This is a genomic window from Caldimonas thermodepolymerans, from assembly GCF_015476235.1.
GTDB classification, from domain to species: Bacteria; Pseudomonadota; Gammaproteobacteria; order Burkholderiales; family Burkholderiaceae_C; genus Caldimonas; species Caldimonas thermodepolymerans.
This window is the reverse complement of record NZ_CP064338.1, coordinates 2,997,226-3,022,977: the sequence shown is the minus strand read 5'-3', so window position 1 is coordinate 3,022,977 and position 25,752 is coordinate 2,997,226. Positions and strand designations below refer to the sequence as shown.

The following is a 25,752-nucleotide window of genomic DNA, read 5'->3' as shown; positions in this document are numbered from 1 at the left end:
GGGGAGGGGCGATGGAGGCCCTGCTGCCGGCCTACGCCGAGCTGCACTGCGTGTCGAACTTCAGCTTCCAGCGCGGGGCCTCGCACCCGGGCGAGCTGGTGCGGCGCGCGCATGAGCTGGGCTATGTGGCGCTGGCGATCACCGACGAATGTTCGCTCGCCGGCGTGGTGCGCGCCTACCAGGCCTGGCTGGAACTGCGCGAGGAAGCCAAGCTTCAGGGCCGGGCCGGGCCGGCCCTGAAGCTGATCGTCGGCAGCGAGTTCCGCGTCGAGGCCGACACGCCGTTTCGCCTGTTCGTGCTGGCGCGCAACCGCGAGGGCTACGGCAACCTGAGCGAGTTCATCACGCGCCTGCGCCGCAGCAGCGCCAAGGGCAGCTACCGCCTCGCCTGGCCGCAGGTGGTGCCGGCGTCCCTGCACGACTGCTTCGTGCTGCTGGTGCCGGATCGCTCGGCCTCGTTCGACGCCGTGTACGCGCAGGCGCAGTGGCTGCGGCGCGCCTTCGGCGACCGGGGCCGCCTTGCGGTCGAGCTGCTGCGCGAGCTGGACGACCACGCCTGGCTGCACCGGCTGCGCGAGGTCGCGCGGCTGACCGGCGTGCCGCTGGTGGCCGCCGGCGACGTGCACATGCACGTGCGCTCGCGCAAGCCCTTGCAGGACGTGCTGACCGCGATCCGCCTCGGCCGTCCGGTGCGTGACTGCGGCACCGCCCTGCAGCCCAGCGCCGAGCGGCACCTGCGCTCGCGGCTGCGCCTGGCGCAGGTCTACCCGCCCGAGCTGCTGCAGGCCAGCGTCGAGCTGGCGGCGCAATGCACCTTCAGCCTCGGCGAGCTGGCCTACGAGTACCCCGAGGAGGTGGTGCCGCCGGGCGAGACCGCCGCCAGCTACCTGCGCCGCATGACCTACGAGGGCGCGCGCGAGCGCTTCCCGCAGGGGCTGCCGCCGAAGGTGCACGAGCTGATCGAGCGCGAGCTCGCCCTGATCGGCGAGCTGAAGTACGAGAAGTACTTCCTCACCGTCTACGACATCGTGCGCTTTGCCCGCAGCCAGGGCATCCTCTGCCAGGGGCGCGGCTCGGCGGCCAACTCGGCGGTGTGCTACTGCCTGGGCATCACCGAGATCGACCCGGCGCGCATCGAGACGCTGTTCGAGCGCTTCATCAGCAAGGAGCGCAACGAGCCGCCGGACATCGACGTCGACTTCGAGCACCAGCGCCGCGAGGAGGTGATCCAGCACCTCTACCGGAAGTACGGCCGCGACCGCACCGCGCTGGCCGCCACCGTCATCACCTACCGCTCGCGCAGCGCGATCCGTGACGTCGGCAAGGCGCTGGGCTTCGACGAGGTGCACATCGACGCGCTGGCCAGGAGCTATCACGGCTGGGACCACCTGGACGTGATGGGCGAGCGCCTGGCCGAACTGGGGCTGGACCTGGACGAGCCGCGCGTGCAGCAGTGGATCGCGCTGACGCTGCAGCTGCGCGGCTTCCCGCGCCACCTGAGCCAGCACACCGGCGGCTTCGTGATCGCCAAGGGGCCTCTCAGCCGCATCGTGCCGATCGAGAACGCCGCGATGCCGGACCGCACCGTGATCGAGTGGGACAAGGACGACCTCGACACGCTGCGGCTGATGAAGGTCGACGTGCTGGCGCTGGGCATGCTGAGCGCGATCCGGCGCACGCTGGACTTCATCTCGCAGCGCCGCGGCCGGCGCTTCCGCCTGCAGGACATCCCGGACGACGACGGCCCCACCTTCGAGATGATCGGCCGCGCCGACACCATCGGCGTGTTCCAGGTCGAAAGCCGCGCGCAGCAGAGCATGCTGCCGCGCCTGAAGCCTCGCAACTTCTACGACCTGGTGGTGCAGGTGGCCATCGTGCGGCCGGGGCCCATCCAGGGCGGCATGGTGCACCCCTACCTGAAGCAGCGCGAGCTGGCCGCCGAGCGCCGCCGCCAGGGCCTGCCGCCGCTGGAGATCGAGGACCCGCGCCTGCGCCAGGCGCTGGGCCGCACGCTGGGCGTGCCGATCTTCCAGGAGCAGGTGATGCAGCTGTGCATCCTGTGCGCCGACTTCACGCCCGGCGACGCCGACCGGCTGCGCCGCGCGATGGCGGCGTGGAAGCGCCACGGCGACGTCACGCCGTTCCGGCAGCGCATCGTCGAGGGCATGACGCGCAACGGCTACGCGGCCGAGTTCGCCGAGGCGCTGTTCCGACAGATCGAGGGCTTCGGCGAGTACGGCTTCCCGGAAAGCCACGCCGCCTCGTTCGCGCTGCTGGCCTATGCCAGCAGCTGGATGAAGTGCCACGAGCCGGCGGCCTTCCTGGCCGGGTTGCTGAATGCGCAGCCGATGGGGTTCTATTCGCCCAGCCAGCTGGTGCAGGACGCGCGCCGCCACGGCGTCGAGGTGCGTCCGGTGGACGTGCAGTACAGCGCGGTCGAGGCGGCGCTGGAAGACCTGGACGCCACCCCGCCCGGGCGGCAGCCGCCGGTGCGGCTCGGGCTGCAGATGATCCAGGGCCTGGGCCGGCCGGCGGCCGAGCGCATCGTGCAGGCCCGCCGCGACGGCCCCTTCGCCGACGTGCAGGATCTGGCCCGGCGCGCCGCGCTCGATGCGTCCGACCTCAGGCGCCTGGCCGGCGCCGACGCGCTGCGCAGCCTGGCCGGGCACCGGCGCCAGCAGGTCTGGCAGGCCGCGGCCTGGCAGCCGGCGCCGCCGCTGCTCGGCGAGGCGCCGGTGGCCGAACCGCAGCTGGAGCTGCTGCCCGCGCCGGAAGGCGAGGAGGTGCTGTTCGACTACAGCGCGCTGAAGCTGACGCTGCGCAGCCACCCGCTGCAGTTGCTGCGCCCGCTGCTGGCGCGGCGCCGGCTGATGACCTCGGCCGCGCTGCACGCGCTGCCCGACGGCCGGCTGGCGCGCGCCTGCGGCATCGTCACGATGCGCCAGCAGCCCGGCACCGCCCAGGGCACCATCTTCGTCTCGCTGGAGGACGAGACCGGCGCGGTCAACGTGATCGTCTGGCCGCGCGTGCGCGACCGGCAGCGCCGCGTGCTGCTGGAGTCGCGCCTGCTGGCAGTGTACGGCCGCTGGCAGCGCCAGGACGGCGTGTGCCACCTGGTCGCCGACCGCCTGGAGAACCTCACCCCGCTGCTCGGCCGGCTGGGCACGCGCAGCCGGGACTTCCGCTGACGGCGGGGCGCGTCAGGGCGTGGTCCACGGGTCGTAGGTGCCCACGCTCCACAGCCGGCCTTCCAGGTCCCGGCAGGTGAAGCCGCGACCGCCGTAGGGCTCGTCCCGCAGGGGGATGACGATCTGCGCGCCGGCCGCCTGCGCGCGGGCATGGACCGCGTCGGCATCCTGCACGATCAGGTAGGGGCTTTGCGTCTCCACGCCGCCCACCTGGTCCGGCAGGTTGACCAGGTCGCCGTATTCCGACTCGTGGTCGGCCGAGGCGACCATCACCATGCCGTTGCCGAAGGCGAGCTGCGCATGGGCGATGCCCCCGTGGTCGTCCGGCACCACGAGATGCCGCTCGAAGCCGAACACCTGGCACAGCCAGTCGATCGCGGCCGGGGCGTCGCGGTAGCGCAGGCAGGGGATGACGGTACAGCGGGTGTCCTTGGCGGTCGGGTGCATGCGTGTCCTCCCGGGCGAAGCAGTCCTGCCAGCTTGGGGCCGTTTGCGCCGCACGCAAAGCGCGGCCGCCGATGCCCCCGTTGCGGTGGTGGGAGAATCGCGCTTCATGACGACCCCCCAGACGCTCACCCTGACCCGCCCGGACGACTGGCACCTGCACGTGCGCGACGGCGCCGCGATGCAGTCCGTCGTGCCCGACAGCGCCCGGCAGTTCGGCCGCGCGATCATCATGCCCAACCTGCGCCCGCCGGTGACCACCACCGCGCTGGCCCTGGCCTACCGCGACCGCATCCGTGCCGCCGTGCCGGCCGGCCTGGACTTCGAGCCGCTGATGACGCTGTACCTGACCGACAACCTGCCGCCCGACGAGATCGCGCGCGCGAAGGAGGCAGGGGTGGTCGCGGCCAAGCTCTACCCGGCCGGCGCCACCACCAACAGCGACGCCGGCGTCACCGACCTCCGCAAGATCCACGCGACGCTGGAGGCGATGCAGGCGCACGGCCTGTTGCTGCTGGTGCACGGCGAGGTCACCGACCCGCAGGTCGACGTGTTCGACCGCGAGAAGGCCTTCATCGATACCCGGCTGATCCCGCTGCGGCGCGACTTCCCCGAGCTGAAGATCGTCTTCGAGCACATCACGACGAAGGAGGCGGCGCAGTACGTCGCCGAGGCCGACGAGCGGCTGGGCGCGACCATCACCGCGCACCACCTGCTGTACAACCGCAACGCCATCTTCACCGGCGGCATCCGCCCGCACTACTACTGCCTGCCGGTGCTCAAGCGCGAGGAACACCGCCAGGCGCTGGTCGCCGCGGCCACCTCGGGCAGCCCGAAGTTCTTCCTCGGCACCGACAGCGCGCCGCACCCGGCGCACCTGAAGGAGCACGCCAGCGGCTGCGCCGGCTGCTACACCGCGCATGCGGCGATCGAGCTCTACGCCGAGGCCTTCGAGGCGGCCGGCGCCCTCGACCGCCTGGAAGGCTTCGCCAGCTTCCACGGGGCCGACTTCTACGGCCTGCCGCGCAACACGGGCACCATCACGCTGCGCCGCGAGGCCTGGACGCCGCCCGAGAGCGTGCCGTTCGGCGACGCGCAGCTCAAGCCCCTGCGCGGTGGCGAAACACTGACATGGAGGCTCGCATGAATGGTCCGCGCCGTCGCGTGATGCTGCTGGTCGATGCCGACAACGTCTCGGTGGACGTCGTCCAGCAGGCCGTCGACCTGGTGATGCAGCGCCACGGCGCGATCCACGTGCGCCGCGCCTATTGCACGCCCGAGACGGCGCTCAAGCACCTGAAGCTGTTCAAGAGCCTGTCGATGCGGCCCATGGTCAACCTGTCGATGGGCAAGAACTGCACCGACATCGCGCTGGCGATCGACGCGATCGACCTGGTCAACGCCGAGCGGCCCGACGTGGTGGTGATCGTCTCGTCCGATTCCGACTTCGCGCCGTTGGTGCTGCGCTTGCGCGAGAAGGGCTGCCGGGTCGAGGGCATCGGCCAGGTCGGCAAGACCGGCGAGGACGCCACCGCGATCTACGACGACTTCACCGACCTCGCGCACCGCAAGCCGGCCGCCCGTGCCGCGGTCACCCCGGCGCCCGCGCCGGCACGCAAGGCCGCCGCCCCGGCCGCGCCGGCCCCGGCACCTGCTCCCGCTCCGGCGGCCCGCAAGCGCCCGGCGCGCAGGGCCGCCGCGGCACCGCGTGCGCCCGAGCCCGCGGCCCCGGCCGCGCCGGCGCTGCTCGAAGGCGTGCAGCAGATCCTCGAGGCGGTGCCGGAGCTGCGCGACGGGGCCCAGCTGGAGCTGCGCCTGGCGGCCGAGCGCCTGCGCGCGGCCAAGCTGCTGGCGCGCAACGCCCCCTCGACGCGGCTGTTCAAGAAGTACCCCGAGTGCTTCCGGCTCACGCCCGAAAGACAGCCCAACAAGGTGCAGTACCGGGCGCCCGGTGCCGTCTGACGCTGTCCCGGCGTGCTGGCGGCGCTGCAGACCCTGCGCTCCATCGCGGCCGACCCGCCGCCCTGGTGGCGGCCGTGGCAGGCCGTGGCCGCGCGGGTGGCCGTGCACGCCGGGGCGCCGAGCGTGGCCGAGGCGCTCAACCGCGCGCTGGCCGCGCAGCCGGTCGACCTGGCGGCCGGGGCGCTGCGCTTCGTGCCGCAGGCGGCGCTGCCGCCCGGCGAGGCCTACGAGGCCTACATCCACCGCACCGCCTGCGTGCCCACGCGCGACAACCTGCACGACCTGTTCAACGGCCTGATGTGGCTGGCGCGCCCGGCGCTCAAGCGCCGCCTCAACGAGCTGCAGGCCGCCGAGATCGCCCGCGCCGGCATCGGTGCGGTGCGCGGCCCGCTGCGCGACGCGCTGACGCTGTTCGACGAGAACGCCGCGCTGCTGCAGGCCCCGCCGCCGCTGGTGCAGGCGCTGCGCGGGCGGCAGTGGCACGAGCTGTTCGTCACGCTGCGCCCGCTGTGGGCCCGGGCCCGTCTGGAACTCTTCGGCCACGCGCTGCTCGAGAAGCTGGTGTGCCCCTACAAGAGCATCACCGCGCACGTGTACCTGGTGCCCCCCGGCGCGCCGGACGACCTGGGCCTGGCGCCGGCCTCCCTGGTGCCCAAGCCCTTCCTGCCGCTGCCGGTGCTGGGCGTGCCCGGCTGGTGGCCGGCCAACGAGGCGCCGGACTTCTACGCCGACGCCGAGGTGTTTCGCCCCCTGCCCGGCACGAAAACCGCGACGCTGAGATAATTAGCATGTGAAGCAAGCCAGACCGCCGCTGGTACAGGTGCCGAAAGGCCGTACTGGAGGAAGGTCCGGACTGCACAGGGCAGCGTAGCAGGTAACACCTGTCCGCCGCGAGGCGAGGATCAGAGCAACAGAGACGAGTCGTGCCGGGGCATCGAGCCCCGGCACGGGTGAAACGGGCAATCTCTACGCGCAGCAATACCAAGTAGGTGGACGTCGAGGCGGCCCGCTGAGTCCACGGGTAGGTAGCACCGAGCCGCATCCGCGAGGGGCGGCCCAGAGGAATGGCGGTCACGGCGGGGCAACCCGCTGCACAGAATCCGGCCTATCGGCTTGCTTCACTTTGTCTTTCCCGTTCACCGTCCTGGCGCCTTGGCTGGCGACAAGAAGAACACGAGGCGCTGCTGTCCGCATGAATCCTGACGCATCCAAGATCTGGAAGGCCCCCCGCTGGGCGCTGGCCTTGTTGCTGGCCGCCCTCGGCATGCTGGGCGCGTTCTCCATCGACACCTACCTGCCGGCGTTCGCAGGCATCGCGAAGGCGCTGGGGGCGACGCCGGTGCAGATGCAGCAGACGCTGTCGGCCTACCTGTTCGCGTTCGCGTTCATGAACCTGTTCCACGGCGCGCTGTCCGACAGCTTCGGGCGCCGCCCGGTGGTGCTGGTCGGCATCCTGGTCTACACGCTGGCCACGGTCGGGTGCGCGCTGTCGCAGTCGATCGGCCAGCTGGTGTTCTTCCGGGCGCTGCAGGGCCTGTCCGCCGGGGCCGGGATCGTGATCTCGCGTACCGTGGTGCGCGACATGTTCCCGCCCGAGCAGGCGCAGCGCGTGATGGCGCAGATCACCATCTACTTCGGCGTCGCGCCGGCGCTCGCGCCCATCATTGGCGGCTGGCTGTACGTGCATGCCGGCTGGCACGCGATCTTCTGGTTCCTGGCCGCGTTCGGCGCGCTGCTGCTGGTGACCAACTACCGCGTGCTGCCGGAAACGCTGCCGGCCTCGCAACGCCAGCCGTTCAACGCGCGCAACCTGCTGGCCGGCTACTGGCAGCTCGGCTCCGACCCGCGCTTCCTGCTGCTGGCGCTGGCCAGCGGCGTGCCGTTCAACGGCGTGTTCCTGTACGTGCTGTCGGCGCCGACCTTCCTCGGCGAGCACCTGCAGCTGGCACCGACGCAGTTCTTCTGGTTCTTCATGCTGTTCATCGGCGGCATGATGTGCGGCTCGTGGTGCAGCGGACGGCTGGCCGGCCGCATCACGCCGCGCCGGCAGATCCGCTGGGGCTTCACCATCATGCTGGCCAGCTCGGCGGTCAACGTGCTGGCCAATGCGCTGTTCGAGGCCCACGTGTCGTGGGCGCTGTTCCCGGGCGCGGTCTACGCGTTCGGCTGGGCCCTGATGACGCCGGTGGTGACCCTGCTGGTGCTGGACCTGTTCCCGCAGCGCCGCGGCATGGCCTCGTCCCTGCAGACCGTGATCGCCTCGGCCTCCAACGGCCTGGTGGCCGGCGTGGTGGCGCCGCTGGCGATGCATTCCACGCTGGGCCTGGCCGTGACCTCGGCGGTGCTGATGGTGCTGGGCCTGGTCGCCTGGACCTACGTGCGTCACCGCTGGCCCGCGGCCGTGGGCGTGCGCGCCGAGGCGCCTCAGGCCGGCTTGGCCACCATCAGGTAGAAGACCGCCACCAGCGCGAAGAAGGCCGGCACCCCCAGCGCCGCCCACAGCTTCAGGTCGCGGAAGTACTGCGGCGGCAGCGCCTGGCCGGCGTCCGCCGCCTGGCGTGCAAGGCGCCGCATGCGGATCTGCAGCCCGACCACCGGCAACCAGCAGGCGCCGGCCACCCCGTAGAGCACGATCGACCAGACGATCCACGCGCTGCTCCACGGGTAGCCGGCTAGGTGGATCAGGTAGAAGCCGCTCAACGGCTGGAACACCATCGTGGTGGCGGTGAACATCCAGTCGGCCCGTACGACGTGCGCGACGACCTGCGCCACCGCACGCGGCTCGCGGCCCAGGCTGGTGAACAGCATGTAGTAGGCCGAGCCCACGCCGGTGCCGAACAGGAAGGTCGACGACAGCACGTGCAGCCACTTGACGACGAGGTATTCCATCAGGCGGCCTCCCGGGCCGGCGTGTCGAGTTCGGCCATCAGCCAGGCGAGGGCCAGCAGCGGCAGGTTCTTCAGCACCGGGCCGTACGGATGGGCCCAGAACTCCGGCAGCTTGAGCGTGATGACCGCGGTGTAGAAGAGCATCAGCGCGATCTGCATGAGCCACAGCCAGCGCCGGCGCCGCAGCACCAGCAGCCCGAGGCCGATCGCCAGGTCCAGCGTCGCCGCGCCGTACAGCGCTGCAGGCCGCCACGCCTCGGGCAGGCCGGCGCGCGCCAGCAGCGCGAGGCTGTCGGCCACCGGGTGGATGCCCAGCGACACCAGGCCGGTGACGATCCACACCAGCGCCATCGCGACGCGCAGCAGCGGCAGCAGCCAGCCCAGGCGTGCCGAGGTCGCCACCGCCCGGGCCTCGTCGCGCGCGATGAACGCGGCGGGCGGGCGGGGTGGCCGGCCGAGCAGGGCCCGGGTCAGCCGCGCGTCGCCGGTGTTGCCCCGTTGCAGCATCTGCCAGGTGTCGTGGTCGAGCAGGCTGCCCGGCAGGGCGCCCGCTGCGCGCGCGCCGAGCGCGACCAGCGGGGCCGGGACGGAGACGAAGCGCGCCGGGCCGAGTCCCATCGCCGTGCGCAGCCGGGCCAGCCAGTCGCGCAGCGTGACGGCCTCGGGCCCGACCAGCGGGACGCGGCCGCCCGGGGCATCGTCGTCCAGCAGCGCGACGATGGCCTGCACCGCGTCGTCGACATGCAGCGGCTGCACGAGCTGCCGGCCGTCGCCCGGCAGCGGGATCAGCGGCAGGCTGGCCAGGCGGGTGAACAGGCGCGCGCTGGTACCGCCCGGGCCGTAGATCAGCGACGGCTGCACGACCGCCGCCGAGGCGAGCGGCAGGCCGAGCAGGTAGTCGTCGGCGGCCTTCTTGCTGCGGTGGTAGGCGGAGGTGGCCGCCTCGTCCGCGCCCAGCGCCGAGACCTGCACCACGCGCGCGACGCTGGCCGCCGCGCACGCGGCGAACAGCGCGCAGGGGCCGCGCACATGGATGGTGTCGAAGCGCTGCGTGCCGTGCTCGCGCAGGATGCCCGCCGCGTTGATCACCGCATCGACCCCGGCCAGCCGCGGCAGCCAGTCCCCGACCTCGAGGTCGCGCGTGAAGTCGGCGGCGAAGTAGCGCAGCGGTTGCCCGTAGGCCGGCGTGGCCGGCGGATGGCGCATCGCGCAGATGACATGGTGGCCCGCAGCCAGCAGCGCGGTGACGAGGCGCCGGCCCAGGAAGCCGTTGGCGCCGGTCAACAGAACGATCACGTGTTGCCTCCCTTGGTGACGGTCGTACTGCCGGAACGGCCTTTGCCATCACTCAGCAAGCGATGTTCCGTCGCGTTGGACGAGGAGGCAGCCGGCATGCGGACCTGGAGCGAGGCACTGCGCGCAGCGTGGACCACCGGCGGCTGGGCGAGCCTGGCCTCGACCTGCGTGCTCGCCTGGCGCGGCCGGGCCGACAACGGCCGCATCTGGGGCGCGCTCAACGCGCCGGGCCACTGGGTGTGGGGCGACGCCGCCCTGCGCGAGGACGGCCCGAGCCTGCGCCACACCGGCACCGGGCTCGCAGTGCACCACCTCGCGTCGCTGTTCTGGGGGCTGCTGTACGAGCGGGCCTGCCCGGCGCCACGCCCGCGCGCGGTGCGGCGCCTGTGCGGCCATGCCGCCGCGGTGGCCTCGGTCGCGGCGGCGGTGGACCTGCGCCTTGCGCCGCCGCGCCTGACGCCCGGCTTCGAGCACCGCCTGTCGACGCACAGCCTGGTGGCGGTCTATGCCGCGTTCGCCGTCGGCATCGTGCTGGGCGGCTGGTGGGTCGATCGCCGGCACGGGGCTTGCCGGAAGCCGGCGTGCGCACGCGGCAACGCCCTCCCACCGCACCGGCCGCCTCGCTCGACGACCTGAGGGCGGACTGCCGGCGCGGCAAGGTGCTGCTGTTCGTCGGCGCCGGTGTGTCGCTGTCGCTCGGCCTGCCCGACTGGAGCGAGCTGATCGACCACATGGCGCAGGAACTGGGCTTCGAGCCGGACGAGTTCCGTGGCTACGGCAGCTACCTCGCGCTGGCCGAGTACTTCCGCCTGCATCACGGCGACGTCGCGCAGCTGCATCGCTGGATGGACCGGCGCTGGCACGACGCCGGCATCCGCGTGCAGGACTCGCGCGTGCACGAGCTGATCGTGCGCGGTGGCTTCCGCCTGATCTACACGACCAACTACGACCGCTGGCTGGAGCGTGCCTTCGAGCACCACGGGCGACCCTACGTGAAGATCGTCGACGTGGGCGACCTCGCGCACATCCGCCCCGACGCGACCCAGATCGTCAAGTTCCACGGCGACTTCGAGCGCGAGGACTCCATCGTGCTCGACGAGACCAGCTACTTCCGGCGGCTGGAGTTCGAGTCGCCGCTGGACATCAAGCTGCGTGCCGACGTGCTGGGGCGCTCGGTGCTGTTCATCGGCTACAGCCTCAGCGACGTCAACCTGCGCTACCTGTTCTTCCGCCTCGCCTGCCTGTGGAAGCAGGCCATGCCGGGCACGCCGCAGCCGCGCTCGTACATCTTCACGCCCGAACCCAACCCGGTGCAGCAGGCCGTGCTCGGGCAGTGGGGCATCGAGATGCTGTCGGTCGATGCGGGCGACCCGGGGCAGGCGCTGGCGGCCTTCCTGGAACAGGTGGTCGGGTAGCGCAGGCGGCGCCGGCCATGCCGGCCGGGCTGTGCCTGCGGGGGCGTTACAGACGCGCCTGCGTCCTCGCGGCGGAGTGGTCGCACACCTCGACCAACACTTTCACACCGCCTTGCAAGTCCTTATTTTTGCAACGTTTTTTGCTTCCCAATCTCTGCGAAATCTTTTGTAAGTACTTGATTTCATTGGAGATTTTTCACGCTTTGCCTTGACCGGCCACAAGGCGCGCGCTAAAGTGGGAGAAAGTGCACTTTAGTGGGTGATTGTGGCGAATTTTGTGTTCCAAGGCGCTTCGGCGCTCGCGCTGGACGCGAAGGGGCGGCTCTCCGTCCCGGCGCGGCATCGCGACGTGCTGATGGCCACGGCGCAAGGCCAGCTCACGATCACCAAGCATCCCGAAGGCTGCCTGATGGTCTTTCCCCGCCCGGCGTGGGAAAGCTTCCGCGACAAGATCGCGGCGCTGCCGATGTCGGCTTCCGGCTGGAAGCGCATCTTTCTCGGCAACGCCCAGGACGTCGAGATGGACGGCTCCTCGCGCGTGCTGATCTCCCCTGAACTGCGCGCGGCGGCCGGACTGACCAAGGACGTGATGCTGCTCGGCATGGGCAGCCACTTCGAGCTGTGGGATGCGGCGCGCTATGCCGCGCACGAGGCCGAGGTCATGCAACAAGGCATGCCCGACGTACTCAAGGACTTCACCTTCTGACGCGCGCCATGCAAGGGGAGCATGACACATGGCAGCACCGGACGGTCTTGCTGCACGAGGCCGTCGATGCCCTCGTGACCGACCCGGACGGTGTCTACATCGACGGCACCTTCGGGCGCGGCGGTCACACGCGGCTGTTGCTGTCGCGGCTCTCCGGGCGGGGGCGCGTGCTGGCGTTCGACAAGGATCCCGAAGCCGTCGCAGAGAGCACGCGGGTCCAGGACCCGCGTTTTTCAATCCAGCACGCCAGCTTCGCCGAGATGGGCGAGGTGTGCCGGCAGCGCGGCATCGCGCAGGTCCAGGGCGTGTTGCTGGACCTGGGCGTCTCCTCGCCGCAGATCGACAACCCGGCGCGCGGGTTCAGCTTCCGTTTCGACGGCCCGCTGGACATGCGCATGGACCCCACGCGCGGCGAGAGCGCCGCGGACTTTCTCGCGCGTGCCGATGAAAAGCAGTTGGCGGAGGTGATACGCAGCTATGGCGAAGAACGGTTTGCTGTATCGATTGCAAAGGCGATTGTGGCTCGCCGGGAAAGCGGGCGTCCTGTTCGAACCACAGGCGAGCTTTCCGAAGTCGTGGCTCGTGCGGTCAAAACCCGCGAGCCGGGCCAGGACCCTGCAACGCGCACATTTCAGGCTCTTCGGATTTTCGTCAACGCCGAGCTTGAGGAGCTCCAACAGGCCCTGAACCAGACGCTGGAGCTGCTTGCCCCCGGCGGCCGGCTGGTGGTGATCAGCTTCCACTCGCTGGAGGACCGCATCGTCAAGACCTTCATCGTGCGCCACAGCCGCCACCAGGTGGACCGCCGCGCGCCGTTCGCCCCGGTGCCCGAGCCGCTGCTCAAGGCGGTGGCCCGCATCAAGCCGGGCGAGGCGGAGGTCGCGGCCAACCCGCGTGCACGCTCGGCCGTGCTGCGCGTGGCCGAACGCACCGCGTGGAACGACCGGAGGCGTGCATGACCCGGCTCAACGTCGTGCTGTTCGTCGCGCTGGTGTTCAGCGGCCTGTACCTCGTGCGCGTCTCCTACGAGGCGCGGCGCCTGTTCGTCGAGGTCGAGCGGGCGCAGTCCGAGGAACGCGCGCTGGAGACCGAGTTCGAGCAGCTGCAGCTGGAAAAGCGCGCCCAGGCCACGCCGCTGCGCGTCGAGAAGGTGGCGCGCGAGAAGCTGCAGATGCGCACCGCCACGCCGGCGGTGACCCACTACGTGACGCACGCGGGCGCCACCGACGCGCCGCAGGCGGCCAGCGCGGCTGCCCCGGGAGGCCAGCCATGAAGTTCTGGCCGGCACGCAGGAGCAGTCGCGGCGACCGCGCGCGCCAGGCGCACGCGGTGCGCACCGTCATGTACGCGAGCAGCCCGCTGCTGGCGTCGAAGACGCCGCCGTGGCGCTCGAAGTTCCTGGTCGCCTGCATCGGCCTGGGCTTCTGCGTGATGGTCGGGCGCGCGCTGTACATCCAGGTCATCGGCACCGACTTCTACCAGCGCCAGGGCGAGAGCCGCTACGCGCGCACGCTGGAGCTGCCCGCCAACCGCGGCCGCATCATCGACCGCAACGGGCTGATCCTTGCCTCCAGCGTGCCGGCGCCGTCGATCTGGGCCATCCCCAAGGACCTGGAGGCCACGCCCGCGCAGCGGCGCCAGCTCGCGAAGCTGCTGGGCATGAGCGTGGCCGACCTGGACAAGCGCCTGAAGGACAACCCGAACTTCGTCTGGCTCAAGCGCCAGGTCGACGAGGAGGTCGGCGAGAAGGTCAAGGCACTGGGCCTCAAGGGCGTGCACCAGGTCAAGGAATACAAGCGCAAGTACCCCGAGGGCGAGGCGGTCGCGCACGTGGTGGGCTTCACCAACGTCGAGGACCGTGGCCAGGAAGGCATCGAGCTGGCCTTCCAGGAAGAACTGGCCGGTCGCAACGGCACGCGCCGCGTCATCAAGGACCGGCTGGGCCGCATCGTCGAGGACATCGGCGAGAGCGTGAGCCCGGTCGACGGGCAGGACATCGAGCTGTCGATCGACTCCAAGGTGCAGTTCTTCGCCTACCAGCGCATCCGCGACGCGGTCGCCGAGCACAAGGCCAAGGCCGGCTCGGTGGTGGTGCTGGACGTGCAGACCGGCGAGGTGCTGGCGCTGGCCAACTACCCGAGCTACACCCCGGGCGACCGGCGCAACCTGACCGGCGCGCAGCTGCGCAACCGCGCGCTGACCGACACCTTCGAGCCCGGCTCGACGATGAAGCCCTTCATCGCCGCGCTCGCGCTGGAGACCGGCCGGGTGCGCCCGCACACCGTGATCGACACCTCGCCCGGCTGGATGGTGGTGACCGGCGCGACCATCCGCGACTCGCACCGCTACGACGCGCTGACCGTGGAGCAGGTCATCCAGAAGTCCAGCAACATCGGCGTGGTCAAGATGGCCATGCAGATGCCCGCACGCGAGATGTGGGAGATGTTCACCGAGATCGGCATCGGCCAGCGCCCGCAGCTGCGCTTCCCCGGCGTGGTCACCGGCCGGCTGCGCCCGTACAAGACGTGGCGCCCGATCGAGCAGGCGACGATGAGCTACGGCTACGGCCTGTCGGCCTCGCTGTTCCAGCTGGCCCAGGCCTACACCGTGTTCGCGCGCGACGGCGAACTGATCCCCGCGTCGCTGGTGAAAAACCCGGAGCCGGTCAGCGGCATTCGCGTTTTTTCTCCCCAGACCGCCCGCGCGGTGCGCAAGATGCTGCAGATGGCCGCCGGCCCCGGCGGCACCGCGCCCAAGGCCCAGACCCTCGGCTATTCGGTCGGCGGCAAGACCGGCACGGCGCGCAAGCAGGAAGGCAAGGGCTATGCGGACCGCAAGTACCGCTCCTGGTTCGTCGGCATCGCGCCGATCGAGCAGCCGCGCATCGTCGTCGCCGTGATGGTCGACGAGCCGAGCAACGGCAAGTTCTACGGGGGCGACGTGGCCGCGCCGGTGTTCAGCGAGGTGGTGCAGCAGACGCTGCGCATGATGGGCGTGCCGCCCGACATGGACGTGCAGCCGCAAATTGTCGCGCGCCAGGCCGAGGCCGTGGAGGAGAGCTTCTGATGGCCTTGCATCGCCTCCACACCCCCGCCGACGCCCTGGCCTGGCTGCGTGCGCGCGTCACCGGCGAGCTGCGCACCGACAGCCGCAAGGTGCGGCCGGGTGACGCCTTCATCGCCTGGCCTGGCCATGCCACCGACGGGCGCCGCTTCGTCGCCCAGGCGCTGGACGCGGGTGCGGCCGCCTGCCTGGTCGAGGCCGAGGGCGCCGGGGCGTTCGCGCTGGAGGCGCTGCCCGGCGACCGGATCGCCGCGCTGGCCGGGCTGAAGCCTGCCACCGGGACGATCGCCGACGGCTGGTACGGCGAGCCCTCGCAGGCGCTGCAGGTGGTCGCGACGACCGGCACCAACGGCAAGACCTCCACCGCGTGGTGGACCGCGCAGGCGCTCGGCGCGCTGGGGCGGCGCTGCGGCGTGATCGGCACGCTGGGCGTCGGGCAGCCGCCCGTGGCCGGCGCGCCGGGGCAGGTCCTGTCCACCGGCCTCACCACCCCCGACCCGGTGACGCTGCACGCGACGCTGCGCGACTTCGTGCAGCAGGGCCTTGCCGCCTGTGCGATCGAGGCCTCGTCGATCGGCGTGGTCGAGCACCGGCTCGCCGGCCTGCGCATCGCGGTGGCGCTGTTCACCAACTTCACGCAGGACCACCTCGACTACCACGGCGACATGGACGCCTACTGGGAGGCCAAGGCGCGGCTGTTCGCCTGGCCGGGCCTGCGCCACGCGGTGCTCAACCTCGACGATCCGAAGGGCGCACAGCTCGCCGCACGGCTGCGGGCTGGCGGCGGGGTGCAGGTCACCGGCTATGCGGTCGGGCACGATGCCGCGCTGGCTGCGCACGAGGTGCGCTACGTCGACGGCGGCCTCGCGTTCACGCTGCACGCCGGCGCGCAGCGGCTGGCGGTGCGCACCGGCCTGATCGGCGACTACAACGTCTCGAACCTGCTCGCCGTGATCGGCGGCCTGTGCGCGCTGGGCGTGCCGCTGGCCGAAGCCGTGGCGGCGTGCCGGGCGCTGACCCCGGTGCCCGGGCGCATGCAGCGCGTCGGCGCCGACGGCGGGCCGCTCGCGGTGGTCGACTATGCCCATACGCCCGACGCGCTGGACAAGGCGCTGGCGGCGCTGCGCCCGCTGGTGCGCGAGCGCGGCGGAAGGCTGTGGTGCGTGTTCGGCTGCGGCGGCAACCGCGACGCAGGCAAGCGCCCGCTGATGGGCGGCATCGCGCAGCGCGGCGCCGACCGCGTGGTCGTCACCAGCGACAACCCGCGCCACGAGCCGCCCGAGGCGATCATCGGGCAGGTCGTCGCCGGGCTGGAACGCAACGAGCACGTCTCGGTCATCGCCGACCGCCGCGAGGCGATCGCCACCGCACTGGCGCAGGCCGACGCACGAGACGTGGTGCTCATCGCCGGCAAGGGCCACGAGGACTACCAGGAGATCGCCGGCGTCCGCCACCCGTTCTCCGACGTGGCCGAGGCCGAAGCCGCCTTGCAGAGGAGGGCCACCGCATGATGACCCTGGCCCAGGCCCACGCGCTGCTGCCCGGCTCGACGCTGGTCGGCGACGGCGGCGTGCAGATCCTGCGCGTGCACAGCGACACCCGCACGCTGCAGCCTGGCGACCTGTTCGTCGCGCTCAAGGGCGAGCGCTTCGACGCGCACGACTTCCTGGCGCAGGCCCGCGCGGCCGGCGCGGTGGCCGCCATCGCGCAGCATGGCCTCGCCGAGGCGGGCCTGCCCGGGCTGCGGGTCGACGACACCCGGCTGGCGCTGGGCGAGCTGGCGGCCGGCTGGCGCCGGCGCATGCAGCTGCCGCTGGTCGCGGTGACCGGCAGCAACGGCAAGACCACGGTCACGCAGATGATCGCGTCCATCCTGCGCGCCTGGGTGGGCGAGGCCGCGTTCTCGACGCAGGGTAACCTCAACAACGACATCGGCGTGCCGCTGACGCTGCTGCGGCTGCGCCAGGACGAGCGCCTGTGGCACCGTGCCGGCGTGGTCGAGCTGGGCATGAACCACCCCGGCGAGATCGCCTACCTCGCGCGCCTGGTCGCGCCGACCGTGGCGCTGGTCAACAACGCGCAGCGCGAGCACCAGGAGTTCATGCAGTCGGTCGAGGCGGTCGCGCGCGAGAACGGCGCGGTGATCGCGTCGCTCGGCGCGGACGGCGTCGCGGTGTTCCCGGCCGACGATGCCTACACCGGGCTGTGGCGCGGGCTGGCCGGCACGCGGCGCGTGCTGACCTTCGCGCCCGAAGGCGAGGCCGACGTGCGCGGCACGGCGACCTGGACCGACGGCCGCTGGGCGCTGGCCCTGCACACGCCTGCGGGCGAGGCGACCACGCAGCTGCGCATCGCCGGTGCGCACAACATCCGCAACGCGCTGGCGGCCACCGCCTGCGCGCTGGCCGCGGGGGCACCGCTGGAAGCGGTCGCGCGCGGCCTGGCGGACTTCGAGCCGGTCAAGGGCCGCTCGCAGCTCCGGCGCTACGTGCAGGACGGGCGGGCGGTCACGCTGGTGGACGACACCTACAACGCCAACCCCGATTCGGTGCGCGCCGCGATCGACGTGCTGGCCGCGATGCCGGGACCGCGCTGGCTGGTGCTGGGCGACATGGGCGAGGTCGGCGACCGCGGCCCCGAGTTCCATGCCGAGGTCGGCGCCTACGCGCGCGAGCGCGGCATCGACGCGCTGTGGACCGCGGGCCAGGCCACGCGGCACGCTGCCCAGGCCTTTGGCGCTGCGCGCCACTTCGGGCAGGTGGAGGCGCTGGTCGCCGCGCTGGATGCGCGGCCCGAGGCGGCCTGCGTGCTCGTCAAGGGGTCGCGCTTCATGAAGATGGAACGGGTGGTCGAGGCCCTGCTGGCCGCGGCTGCCGATGAGAAGAAGGACGCGCCGGGTGCCACCGGCGCGGGAGCATGAGATGTTGATCGGCCTCGCCCAGTGGTTGCAGAGCCTGTCGCCGGAGCAGTTCGGCTTCCTGCGTGTGTTCCAGTACCTGACCTTTCGCGCGATCATGGCGGCGATGACCGCGCTGGTGATCGGCCTGGTGCTGGGCCCGTGGGTGATCCGGCGCCTGACCGAGCTGAAGATCGGCCAGCCGGTGCGCGAGTACGGCGTGCAGACCCACCTGGTCAAGAGCGGCACGCCGACCATGGGCGGCGTGCTGATCCTGCTGTCGATCACGATCTCCACGCTGCTGTGGTTCGACTGGACCAACCGCTTCGTCTGGATCGTGCTGCTGGTCACGCTCGGCATGGGCGCGATCGGCTGGGTCGACGACTGGCGCAAGGTCGTGCACAAGAACCCCGAGGGCATGCGCTCGCGCGAGAAGTACTTCTGGCAGACCGTGATCGGCCTGGTGGCGGCGTTCTACCTCGCGTTCGCGGTGTCCGAGTCGTCCAACCTGCGCGTGTGGGAGCTGTTCGTGCGCTGGGTGCAGTCGGGCTTCTCGGCGCCGCTGCCGCCCAACGCGGACCTGTTCGTGCCGTTCTTCAAGAGCATCAGTTATCCGCTGGGCGTCTACGGCTTCATCATCCTGACCTACTTCGTCATCGTCGGCGCAAGCAACGCGGTGAACCTCACCGACGGGCTGGACGGCCTGGCGATCATGCCGGTGGTGATGGTGGGCTCGGCGCTGGGCGTGTTTGCCTACGTGGTCGGCAACGCCGTCTATTCGCGCTACCTGATCTTCCCGTACATCCCGGGCGTGGGCGAGCTGCTGATCTTCTGCGCCGCGATGGCCGGCGCGGGGCTGGCCTTCCTGTGGTTCAACACCCACCCGGCCCAGGTGTTCATGGGCGACGTCGGCGCGCTGGCGCTGGGCGGTGCGCTCGGCACGATCGCGGTGATCGTGCGCCAGGAGATCCTGCTGGCGGTCATGGGCGGCATCTTCGTCGTCGAGGCGCTGTCGGTGATGCTGCAGGTGACGTATTTCAAGTACACGAAGAAGCGCTACGGCGAAGGCCGGCGCATTCTGAAGATGGCCCCGCTGCACCACCACTTCGAGAAGTCGGGGTGGAAGGAAACGCAGGTCGTGGTGCGCTTCTGGATCATCACGATGCTGCTGTGCCTGGTGGGCCTCGCATCGTTGAAGCTGCGGTAAGGAACGGATGAAGGACTTGCAAGGCATCACCGTCCTCGTGCTCGGGCTGGGCGACTCCGGCCTCGCGATGGCGCGCTGGTGCGCGCGTTGCGGCGCCGAGGTGCGCGTGTGGGATTCCCGCGAGCAGCCGCCGCAGGCCGAGGCGTTGCGGCAGCACGTGCCGCAGGCGCGGCTGTTCAGCGGGCCGCTCGGCCCCGACTCGCTGGACGGCGTGCAGCGCGTGCTCAAGAGCCCGGGGCTGGCACCTCACGACGAGCGCCTGGCGGCGCTGTTCGCGCGCGCGGCCGAGCTGGGCGTGCCGGTGCAGGGCGAGCTGGACCTGTTCGCGCAGGCGCTCGCGGACCTGAAGGCCGAGCGCGGCTACGCGCCCAAGGTGATCGCGATCACCGGCACCAACGGCAAGACCACCACCACCTCGATGGCGGCGCTGCTGATCGAGCGCACCGGCAAGCGGGTCGCGATGGCCGGCAACGTCGGCCCGACCATGCTGCAGACGCTGTCCGACGCGCTGGACCTGGAGCCGCCGCCCGCGGCGCCGGCTGCGGCCGGCGCCGCAGCGCCTGATGCGGCCGTGCCCGGGGCGGCGCCGGAAGCAGGCCAAGGGCCGGTCGCGGCCGTCGACGCGACCGCCGCGGTGGGCGACGACGACCTGGCGGCGACGGAACACGCTGCTGCCGGGCTTCCGGCCGGCGAAGCGCCTGCCGTGGAGGCGTTGGCACCGGAAGGGGACACGGAGGGCCCCGCGGTTGCCGACGATGCCGCGGGCGAGGGGGCTGCCGGACAGGATGAATCCGCAAGCGACGCGACCGCGGCGGACGGGGCCGTGCCGGGAGAGGCCGCCCGTGCGGCGGCCCTGCTGCTGGATGACGACAGCGCCGCGCTCAGGCTCGCGCCGCCGCCTCCGCCCGAGCCGGTGTTCGAGCACCTGCCGCAGGTCTGGGTGCTCGAGTTGTCGAGCTTCCAGCTGCACGGCGTGCAGGGCTTCAACCCGAGCGCGGCGACGGTGCTCAACGTCACGCAGGACCACCTCGACTGGCACGGCTCGATGCAGGCCTATGCCGCCGACAAGGCGCGCGTGTTCGGGCCGGACACCGTGCTGGTCATCAACCGCGACGACCCGCTGGTGGAGGCCATGGTGCCCGCGCCGCAGGTGGTCAAGGGCGGCCGTGGCCGTCCTGCGCGCCTGGTCGAGCGCCGCGTGGTGCGCTTCGGGCTGGACGCGCCGCGCCGTCCCGGCGACTACGGCCTGGTGGTCGAGAACGGCATGGCCTGGCTGGTGCGCGCGATGGAGGCCGACGAGACGCTGAAGCTCGGTCGCACGCGCCGCCGCGACGACGAGGAAGAGGAGCTGCACATCCAGCGCCTGATGCCGGCCGACGCGCTGCGCGTGCGCGGCCGCCACAACGCGGCCAACGCACTGGCGGCGCTGGCGCTGGCCACCTCGGTCGGCTGCCCGCTGGCGCCCATGCTGCACGGCCTGCGCGAGTACACCGGCGAGCGGCACCGCGTCGAGTACGTGCACACCGTGGCCGGCGTCGACTACTTCGACGACAGCAAGGGCACCAACGTGGGCGCCACCGTGGCCGCGCTCAACGGCCTGGCGCTGGACCGCGCGCCGGCGCGCATCGCGGTGATCCTGGGCGGCGACGGCAAGGGGCAGGACTTCTCGCCGCTGGTCGAGCCGGTGTCTCGCCATGCGCGCTATGTCGCGCTGATCGGCCGCGACGCCGGCCTGATCGAGCAGGCGCTGGCGTCCACCGGCGTGCCGATGGAACGCTTCGAGACCCTGCAGGCCGCGGTGCGCGCCTGTGCCGCGCGCGCCCATGCCGGGGACGCGGTGCTGATGAGCCCGGCCTGCGCGAGCCTGGACATGTTCCGCAACTACGGCCACCGGGGCGAGGTGTTCGTCGCCGAAGTGCAGGCGATGGCCGCCGAACAAGGGGAGATCGCGTCGTGAGCGAAGCCCGCACCGCCCGCCTGTCCGCCCGGGTTGCCCTGCGTGAGCGCCTGGCCGCGTTCAAGGGGGGGCGCTTCGGCCGCGCGCGCAAGGACGTGCCGGTGCGCGACTGGGTCTCGACCGGGCAGCCCGCGCGCGTGCAGGGCTTCGACCAGCCGCTGACGTGGGTCGTGGTGGCGCTGCTGGCCCTGGGCCTGGTGATGGTGTACTCGGCCTCGATCGCGCTGCCGGACAACCCGCGCTTTGCCCGCTACTCGCAGAACTACTTCCTGGTGCGCCACGCGTTGTCGATCGCGATGGGCTTCGTTGCCGCGCTGATCGCGGTGCAGGTGCCGATGCGGGTGTGGGAGAAGTACGCGCCCTGGCTTTTCGTCGCCTCGCTGCTGCTGCTCGTCGTGGTGCTGCTGCCCTTCGTCAGCAAGCCGATCAACGGCGCGCGGCGCTGGATCCCGCTCGGGGTGCTGAACTTCCAGCCGTCCGAGCTGGCCAAGCTCGCCATCGCGCTGTACGCGGCCAACTACATGGTGCGCAAGATGGAGGTCAAGGAGCACTTCTTCCGCGCCGTGCTGCCGATGGCGGTGGCGGTCGGCCTGGTCGGCGTGCTGCTGCTGGCCGAACCCGACATGGGCGCCTTCATCGTGATCGCGATGATCGCGATGGGCATCCTGTTCCTCGGCGGCGTCAACGGCCGCATGTTCTTCCTGATCACCGCGGTGCTGGTGGGTGCCTTCGTGACCATGATCGCGTTCAGCGACTGGCGGCGCGAGCGCATCTTCGCTTACCTCAACCCCTGGGACGAGAAGTACACGCTGGGCAAGGCCTACCAGCTGTCGCACTCGCTGATCGCCTTCGGCCGTGGCGAGTTCTTCGGCCAGGGCCTGGGCTCCAGCGTCGAGAAGCTGCACTACCTGCCCGAGGCGCACACCGACTTCCTGCTCGCGGTGATCGGCGAGGAGCTGGGCTTCGTCGGCGTGGCCGCGGTGATCTTCGCCTTCTTCTGGCTGGCGCGGCGCGTGTTCCACATCGGCCGCCAGGCGATCGCGCTGGACCGCGTGTTCTCGGGCCTGGTCGCGCAGGGCATCGGCATCTGGATCGGTGGCCAGGCCCTGATCAACATGGGCGTGAACCTCGGCGTGCTGCCGACCAAGGGGCTGACGCTGCCGCTGATGAGCTACGGCGGCTCGGCCGTCCTGCTCAACTGCATCGCGCTGGCGGTGGTGCTGCGGGTCGACATCGAAAACCGTCAACTCATGCGCGGAGGTCGTGCATGAGCCGCCATCTCGTCGTCATGGCGGCCGGCACCGGCGGCCACATCATCCCGGGCCTGGCGGTCGCGCACGAGATGCAGCGCCGCGGCTGGACGGTGAGCTGGCTGGGCACCACGCAGGGCATGGAAAACCGCCTGGTGCCCGCGGCCGGCGTGCCGCTGGACACCATCGGCTTCACCGGGCTGCGCGGCAAGGGCCTGATGCACACGCTGACCGGCGGGTTCCGCCTGCTGGGCGCGTTCGCCGCCTGCTGGCGCATCCTGGGCCGGCGCAAGGCCGACGCGGTGCTCGGCATGGGCGGCTACGTCTGCTTCCCGGGCGGCGTGATGGCCGCCGCGCGCGGCAAGCCGCTGGTGCTGGTCAATGCCGATGCGGCGCTGCTGATGAGCAACCGCGCGCTGCTGCCGGTGGCCGACGTGGTCGCGTTCGGCTTCGACGGGGCGGCGGCGACCGTGCACAAGCGGGCGGTGGTGACCGGCAATCCGGTGCGCGAGGAGATCGAGGCGCTGCCTCCGCCGGCCGAACGCTATGCCGGACGCAACGGCCCGCTCAAGGTGCTGGTGGTGGGCGGCAGCCTGGGCGCGAAGGTGCTCAACGAGACCCTGCCCAAGGCGCTGGCGCGGATCCCGAGGGACGCCCGCCCGCAGGTCACGCACCAGACCGGGCAGCTCAACCGCGACGCGGTCAAGGCACTGTACGTGGCCGAAGGCATCGACCCCGAAGCCGGCGAGGTCGAGGTGCTGCCGTTCATCGACGACATGGCGCGCCGCCTGGCCGAGGCCGACCTGGTGGTCTGCCGCGCCGGCGCGGTGACGGTCAGCGAGCTGTGCGCGGCCGGGGTCGCCAGCGTGCTGGTGCCGCTGATCGTCAGCACCACCTCGCACCAGCGCGACAACGCGCTGTACATGGCCCAGCACGGCGCCGCGGTGCACCTGCCGCAGACCGAACTGACGCCCGAGAAGCTGGCCGAGGTCCTGCAGGGCCACGACCGTGCCGCGCTGCTGGCGATGGCCGAGAAGGCCCGCACGCTGGCTCGTCCGCGTGCCGCCGCCCGGGTGGCCGACGAGATCGAGAAGCTGGTGAACAAGAAGGGAGGCACGCCGTGAAGCATGCCGTCAAGCACATCCACTTCGTCGGCATCGGTGGCGCCGGCATGAGCGGCATCGCCGAAGTGCTGTTCAACCTGGGCTACACCGTCTCCGGCTCCGACCAGAACGACAGCGCGACGCTGCGCCGCCTCGCGTCGCTGGGCATCAAGGTGACGGTGGGCCACGACGCGGCGCACATCGAGGGCGCTGACGTGATCGTCACGTCCACCGCGGTGCGTGGCGACAACCCCGAGGTGATCGCCGCGCGTGCGAAGCGCGTGCCGGTGGTGCCGCGCGCAGTGATGCTGGCCGAGCTGATGCGCCTGCGCCAGGGCATCGCGATCGCCGGCACGCACGGCAAGACCACCACCACCAGCCTGGTCGCCAGCGCGCTGGCCGAGGCGGGCCTGGACCCGACCTTCGTGATCGGCGGGCGCCTGAACAGCGCCGGCGCGAACTCGCGCCTGGGCACCGGCCAGTACATCGTCGTCGAGGCGGACGAGTCCGATGCGTCCTTCCTCAACCTGATGCCCATCCTGTCGGTCGTCACCAACATCGATGCCGACCACATGGAGACCTACGGGCACGACTTCGCGCGGCTCAAGGGCGCGTTCGTCGAGTTCCTGCACCGCATGCCGTTCTATGGCGCGGCCATCCTGTGCGCCGAGGACGCGGGCGTGCGCTCGATCATCCCGATGGTCTCGCGTCCCGTGGTCACCTACGGCTTCGGCGAGGACGTGCAGGTGCGCGCGGTGGACTTGGTGGCGCGCGAGGGCCGCATGCACTTCACCTGCCAGCGCCGCAACGGCGTGCACCTGCCGGACCTGCAGGTCACGCTGAACCTGCCGGGCGCGCACAACGTGCTCAACGCGCTGGCGGTGATCGCGGTGGCGGCCGAGCTGGAGCTGCCCGATGCACCGGTGCTCAAGGCGCTGGCCGAGTTCAAGGGCGTGGGGCGGCGCTTCCAGCGCTACGGCGACCTGCCGTCCGCCGACGGCGGCCACTTCACGCTGATCGACGACTACGGCCACCATCCGGTGGAGATGGCCGCGACGCTGGCCGCGGTGCGTGGCGCCTTCCCGGACCGCCGCCTGGTGCTGGCGTTCCAGCCGCACCGCTACACGCGCACGCGTGACTGCTTCGAGGATTTCGTCAAGGTGATCGGCACCGCCGACGCGGTGCTGCTGGCCGAGGTGTATGCCGCCGGCGAGCAGCCCATCGTCGCCGCCGACGCCCGGTCGCTGGCGCGTGCGCTGCGCGTGGCCGGCAAGGTCGATCCGGTGTTCGTCGACGACATCGCCGCGATGCCGCGCGCCATCGTCGACCACGCACGCAGCGGCGACGTGGTGGTCACGATGGGTGCGGGCTCCATCGGCGGCGTGCCGGCCCAGGTGGTGGACCTGCTGAAAGGACGCGCATGAAACTGGATCTCGCCTCCATCGACCCGAAGGCGCTCGGCAAGGTGGCCGTGCTGATGGGCGGGCATTCGGCCGAGCGCGAGGTGTCGCTGATGTCCGGCCAGGGCGTGCTGGACGCGCTGACCTCGCAGGGCGTGGACGCACATGCCTTCGACCCGGCCGAGCGCAGCCTGGACGAGCTGCGCCGCGACGGCTTCGACCGCTGCTTCATCGCGCTGCACGGCCGTTTCGGCGAGGACGGCACGGTGCAGGGCGCCCTCGAGCTGCTGCACGTGCCGTACACCGGCTCGGGCGTGATGGCCTCGGCCATCGCGATGGACAAGATCATGACCAAGCGCATCTGGCGCTTCGAGGGCCTGCCCACGCCCGACTGGCGGCTGGTGTCCAGCGCCGACGAGACGCGCGCGGCGCTGGCCGCGCTCGGCGCGCCGATGATCGTCAAGCCCTCGCGAGAAGGCTCGACCATCGGGCTGACCAAGGTCACCAGCGTCGAGCAGTGCGACGCGGCCTTCGAGCTGGCCGCGCGCTGCGACCCGCTGGTGCTGTGCGAGGAGTTCATCGAGGGCGACGAGACCACCTGCCCGGTGCTGGGCGAGGGGGCGGCGGCCGAGGCGCTGCCGCTGATCCGCATCGTCGCGCCGGAAGGCAACTACGACTACCAGAACAAGTACTTCACCGACGTCACGCAGTACCACTGCCCGAGCGGCCTGCCCGAAGCCGAGGAGCGAGAGATCCAGCGCATCGTCGTGCAGGCCTACCGCACGCTCGGCTGCAGCGGCTGGGGACGTGCCGACGTGATGATCCGCAAGAAGGACCGCAAGCCCTTCCTGCTCGAGATGAACACCTCGCCGGGCATGACCGGCCATTCGCTGGTGCCGATGTCGGCGCGCGCGGCGGGGATCAGCTACGAACAGCTGTGCCTGTGGCTGGTGGCCCAGGCCTCGCTGAAGCTCTGA

General features: G+C 71.5%; 22 protein-coding genes and 1 other RNA gene. 20 read left to right on the top strand and 3 right to left on the bottom strand.

Annotation, left to right across the window (positions count from 1 at the left end; all coding sequences use genetic code 11):
* Positions 1 to 11 precede the first annotated feature (11 nt).
* A complete protein-coding gene (locus tag IS481_RS14220) occupies positions 12 to 3,188 on the top strand; it encodes an error-prone DNA polymerase (protein WP_104359108.1) in 3,177 nt (1,058 codons plus the stop codon).
* A gap of 12 nt (positions 3,189 to 3,200) precedes the next feature.
* Here the strand turns inward: IS481_RS14220 and IS481_RS14215 are convergent, their stop codons facing one another.
* The gene (locus IS481_RS14215) at positions 3,201 to 3,635 is read right to left on the bottom strand and encodes a VOC family protein (protein ID WP_104359109.1); all 435 of its coding nucleotides are present in this window, start codon (positions 3,633 to 3,635) and stop codon (positions 3,201 to 3,203) included.
* Between the two features lie 106 nt (positions 3,636 to 3,741).
* On the opposite strand from IS481_RS14215, the gene pyrC reads away from it, so the two are divergent.
* The 5 genes from pyrC to IS481_RS14190 all read left to right on the top strand — a co-directional run bounded on the left by pyrC (position 3,742) and on the right by IS481_RS14190 (position 8,046).
* Positions 3,742 to 4,779: a dihydroorotase gene (gene pyrC, locus IS481_RS14210; RefSeq protein WP_104359110.1), complete on the top strand. Its 1,038-nt coding sequence runs from the start codon at positions 3,742 to 3,744 to the stop codon at positions 4,777 to 4,779.
* Positions 4,776 to 5,594 (top strand): NYN domain-containing protein, encoded by an 819-nt coding sequence (locus IS481_RS14205; RefSeq protein WP_114699334.1) that lies wholly within the window; start codon positions 4,776 to 4,778, stop codon positions 5,592 to 5,594. The genes pyrC and IS481_RS14205 overlap by 4 nt, the downstream gene beginning before the upstream one ends.
* 12 nt (positions 5,595 to 5,606) lie before the next feature.
* Positions 5,607 to 6,377, top strand: a complete 771-nt coding sequence (locus IS481_RS14200; protein ID WP_419186856.1) for a DUF3025 domain-containing protein — start codon at positions 5,607 to 5,609, stop codon at positions 6,375 to 6,377.
* Positions 6,378 to 6,386: 9 nt separating this feature from the next.
* An RNA gene (gene rnpB, locus IS481_RS14195) (RNase P RNA component class A) lies at positions 6,387 to 6,718 on the top strand.
* Positions 6,718 to 8,046, top strand: coding sequence for a multidrug effflux MFS transporter (locus IS481_RS14190; RefSeq protein WP_114699335.1), 1,329 nt, complete (start codon positions 6,718 to 6,720; stop codon positions 8,044 to 8,046). Before rnpB ends, IS481_RS14190 begins: the two co-directional genes overlap by 1 nt.
* Here the strand turns inward: IS481_RS14190 and IS481_RS14185 are convergent.
* The gene (locus IS481_RS14185) at positions 8,019 to 8,483 is read right to left on the bottom strand and encodes a DUF2269 family protein (RefSeq protein ID WP_104358808.1); all 465 of its coding nucleotides are present in this window, start codon (positions 8,481 to 8,483) and stop codon (positions 8,019 to 8,021) included. The genes IS481_RS14190 and IS481_RS14185 overlap by 28 nt on opposite strands.
* The gene (locus IS481_RS14180) at positions 8,483 to 9,778 is read right to left on the bottom strand and encodes an SDR family oxidoreductase (RefSeq protein ID WP_104358809.1); all 1,296 of its coding nucleotides are present in this window, start codon (positions 9,776 to 9,778) and stop codon (positions 8,483 to 8,485) included. Before IS481_RS14180 ends, IS481_RS14185 begins: the two co-directional genes overlap by 1 nt.
* Positions 9,779 to 9,874: 96 nt before the next feature.
* Here IS481_RS14180 and IS481_RS18300 point away from each other — a divergent pair, with 96 nt between their 5' ends.
* From IS481_RS18300 to IS481_RS14115, 14 genes are all read left to right on the top strand, one after another.
* Positions 9,875 to 10,414 carry a hypothetical protein gene (locus IS481_RS18300; protein WP_165908639.1) on the top strand — a complete coding sequence of 180 codons (540 nt, stop codon included), beginning with the start codon at positions 9,875 to 9,877 and terminating at the stop codon, positions 10,412 to 10,414.
* Positions 10,360 to 11,193 (top strand): SIR2 family NAD-dependent protein deacylase, encoded by an 834-nt coding sequence (locus tag IS481_RS18295; protein ID WP_170067491.1) that lies wholly within the window; start codon positions 10,360 to 10,362, stop codon positions 11,191 to 11,193. Before IS481_RS18300 ends, IS481_RS18295 begins: the two co-directional genes overlap by 55 nt.
* A gap of 277 nt (positions 11,194 to 11,470) precedes the next feature.
* Positions 11,471 to 11,899 carry a division/cell wall cluster transcriptional repressor MraZ gene (mraZ, locus tag IS481_RS14170; protein WP_104358811.1) on the top strand — a complete coding sequence of 143 codons (429 nt, stop codon included), beginning with the start codon at positions 11,471 to 11,473 and terminating at the stop codon, positions 11,897 to 11,899.
* Between the two features lie 8 nt (positions 11,900 to 11,907).
* Positions 11,908 to 12,858: a 16S rRNA (cytosine(1402)-N(4))-methyltransferase RsmH gene (rsmH, locus tag IS481_RS14165; protein WP_104358812.1), complete on the top strand. Its 951-nt coding sequence runs from the start codon at positions 11,908 to 11,910 to the stop codon at positions 12,856 to 12,858.
* Positions 12,855 to 13,172 (top strand): cell division protein FtsL, encoded by a 318-nt coding sequence (gene ftsL / locus IS481_RS14160; RefSeq protein ID WP_104358813.1) that lies wholly within the window; start codon positions 12,855 to 12,857, stop codon positions 13,170 to 13,172. Before rsmH ends, ftsL begins: the two co-directional genes overlap by 4 nt.
* Positions 13,169 to 14,965, top strand: coding sequence for a peptidoglycan D,D-transpeptidase FtsI family protein (locus tag IS481_RS14155; RefSeq protein WP_104358814.1), 1,797 nt, complete (start codon positions 13,169 to 13,171; stop codon positions 14,963 to 14,965). The genes ftsL and IS481_RS14155 overlap by 4 nt, the downstream gene beginning before the upstream one ends.
* Positions 14,965 to 16,473: a UDP-N-acetylmuramoyl-L-alanyl-D-glutamate--2,6-diaminopimelate ligase gene (locus IS481_RS14150; protein ID WP_104358815.1), complete on the top strand. Its 1,509-nt coding sequence runs from the start codon at positions 14,965 to 14,967 to the stop codon at positions 16,471 to 16,473. The genes IS481_RS14155 and IS481_RS14150 overlap by 1 nt, the downstream gene beginning before the upstream one ends.
* Positions 16,470 to 17,882: a UDP-N-acetylmuramoyl-tripeptide--D-alanyl-D-alanine ligase gene (locus IS481_RS14145; protein WP_104358816.1), complete on the top strand. Its 1,413-nt coding sequence runs from the start codon at positions 16,470 to 16,472 to the stop codon at positions 17,880 to 17,882. The genes IS481_RS14150 and IS481_RS14145 overlap by 4 nt, the downstream gene beginning before the upstream one ends.
* Position 17,883: 1 nt before the next feature.
* Complete coding sequence (gene mraY / locus IS481_RS14140; protein ID WP_104358817.1) at positions 17,884 to 19,065, top strand: phospho-N-acetylmuramoyl-pentapeptide-transferase; 1,182 nt, start codon at positions 17,884 to 17,886, stop codon at positions 19,063 to 19,065.
* A gap of 7 nt (positions 19,066 to 19,072) precedes the next feature.
* On the top strand, positions 19,073 to 21,022 hold the full coding sequence (murD, locus tag IS481_RS14135; protein ID WP_104358818.1) for a UDP-N-acetylmuramoyl-L-alanine--D-glutamate ligase: 1,950 nt from the start codon (positions 19,073 to 19,075) through the stop codon (positions 21,020 to 21,022).
* A 38-nt stretch (positions 21,023 to 21,060) separates the two neighbouring features.
* Entirely contained in the window at positions 21,061 to 22,293 is a 1,233-nt protein-coding gene (gene ftsW, locus IS481_RS14130; RefSeq protein WP_419186858.1) for a putative lipid II flippase FtsW, read from the top strand.
* Positions 22,290 to 23,396 (top strand): undecaprenyldiphospho-muramoylpentapeptide beta-N-acetylglucosaminyltransferase, encoded by a 1,107-nt coding sequence (murG, locus tag IS481_RS14125; RefSeq protein ID WP_104358819.1) that lies wholly within the window; start codon positions 22,290 to 22,292, stop codon positions 23,394 to 23,396. The genes ftsW and murG overlap by 4 nt, the downstream gene beginning before the upstream one ends.
* Positions 23,393 to 24,799, top strand: coding sequence for a UDP-N-acetylmuramate--L-alanine ligase (gene murC / locus IS481_RS14120; RefSeq protein WP_104358820.1), 1,407 nt, complete (start codon positions 23,393 to 23,395; stop codon positions 24,797 to 24,799). The genes murG and murC overlap by 4 nt, the downstream gene beginning before the upstream one ends.
* Positions 24,796 to 25,752: a D-alanine--D-alanine ligase gene (locus tag IS481_RS14115; protein ID WP_104358821.1), complete on the top strand. Its 957-nt coding sequence runs from the start codon at positions 24,796 to 24,798 to the stop codon at positions 25,750 to 25,752. Before murC ends, IS481_RS14115 begins: the two co-directional genes overlap by 4 nt.

Bases quoted from the DNA above. Each gene is read 5' to 3' on its own strand.
- IS481_RS14145 (WP_104358816.1), top strand. From the start codon at position 16,470: ATGATGACCCTGGCCCAGGCCCACGCGCTGCTGCCCGGCTCGACGCTG.
- IS481_RS14220 (WP_104359108.1), top strand. From the start codon at position 12: ATGGAGGCCCTGCTGCCGGCCTACGCCGAGCTGCACTGCGTGTCGAAC.
- murG (WP_104358819.1), top strand. From the start codon at position 22,290: ATGAGCCGCCATCTCGTCGTCATGGCGGCCGGCACCGGCGGCCACATC.
- pyrC (WP_104359110.1), top strand. From the start codon at position 3,742: ATGACGACCCCCCAGACGCTCACCCTGACCCGCCCGGACGACTGGCAC.
- rsmH (WP_104358812.1), top strand. From the start codon at position 11,908: ATGCAAGGGGAGCATGACACATGGCAGCACCGGACGGTCTTGCTGCAC.
- murD (WP_104358818.1), top strand. From the start codon at position 19,073: ATGAAGGACTTGCAAGGCATCACCGTCCTCGTGCTCGGGCTGGGCGAC.
- IS481_RS14115 (WP_104358821.1), top strand. From the start codon at position 24,796: ATGAAACTGGATCTCGCCTCCATCGACCCGAAGGCGCTCGGCAAGGTG.
- mraY (WP_104358817.1), top strand. From the start codon at position 17,884: ATGTTGATCGGCCTCGCCCAGTGGTTGCAGAGCCTGTCGCCGGAGCAG.
- IS481_RS18300 (WP_165908639.1), top strand. From the start codon at position 9,875: ATGCGGACCTGGAGCGAGGCACTGCGCGCAGCGTGGACCACCGGCGGC.
- ftsL (WP_104358813.1), top strand. From the start codon at position 12,855: ATGACCCGGCTCAACGTCGTGCTGTTCGTCGCGCTGGTGTTCAGCGGC.
- IS481_RS14215 (WP_104359109.1), bottom strand. From the start codon at position 3,635: ATGCACCCGACCGCCAAGGACACCCGCTGTACCGTCATCCCCTGCCTG.
- IS481_RS14150 (WP_104358815.1), top strand. From the start codon at position 14,965: ATGGCCTTGCATCGCCTCCACACCCCCGCCGACGCCCTGGCCTGGCTG.
- IS481_RS14205 (WP_114699334.1), top strand. From the start codon at position 4,776: ATGAATGGTCCGCGCCGTCGCGTGATGCTGCTGGTCGATGCCGACAAC.
- IS481_RS14185 (WP_104358808.1), bottom strand. From the start codon at position 8,483: ATGGAATACCTCGTCGTCAAGTGGCTGCACGTGCTGTCGTCGACCTTC.
- IS481_RS14155 (WP_104358814.1), top strand. From the start codon at position 13,169: ATGAAGTTCTGGCCGGCACGCAGGAGCAGTCGCGGCGACCGCGCGCGC.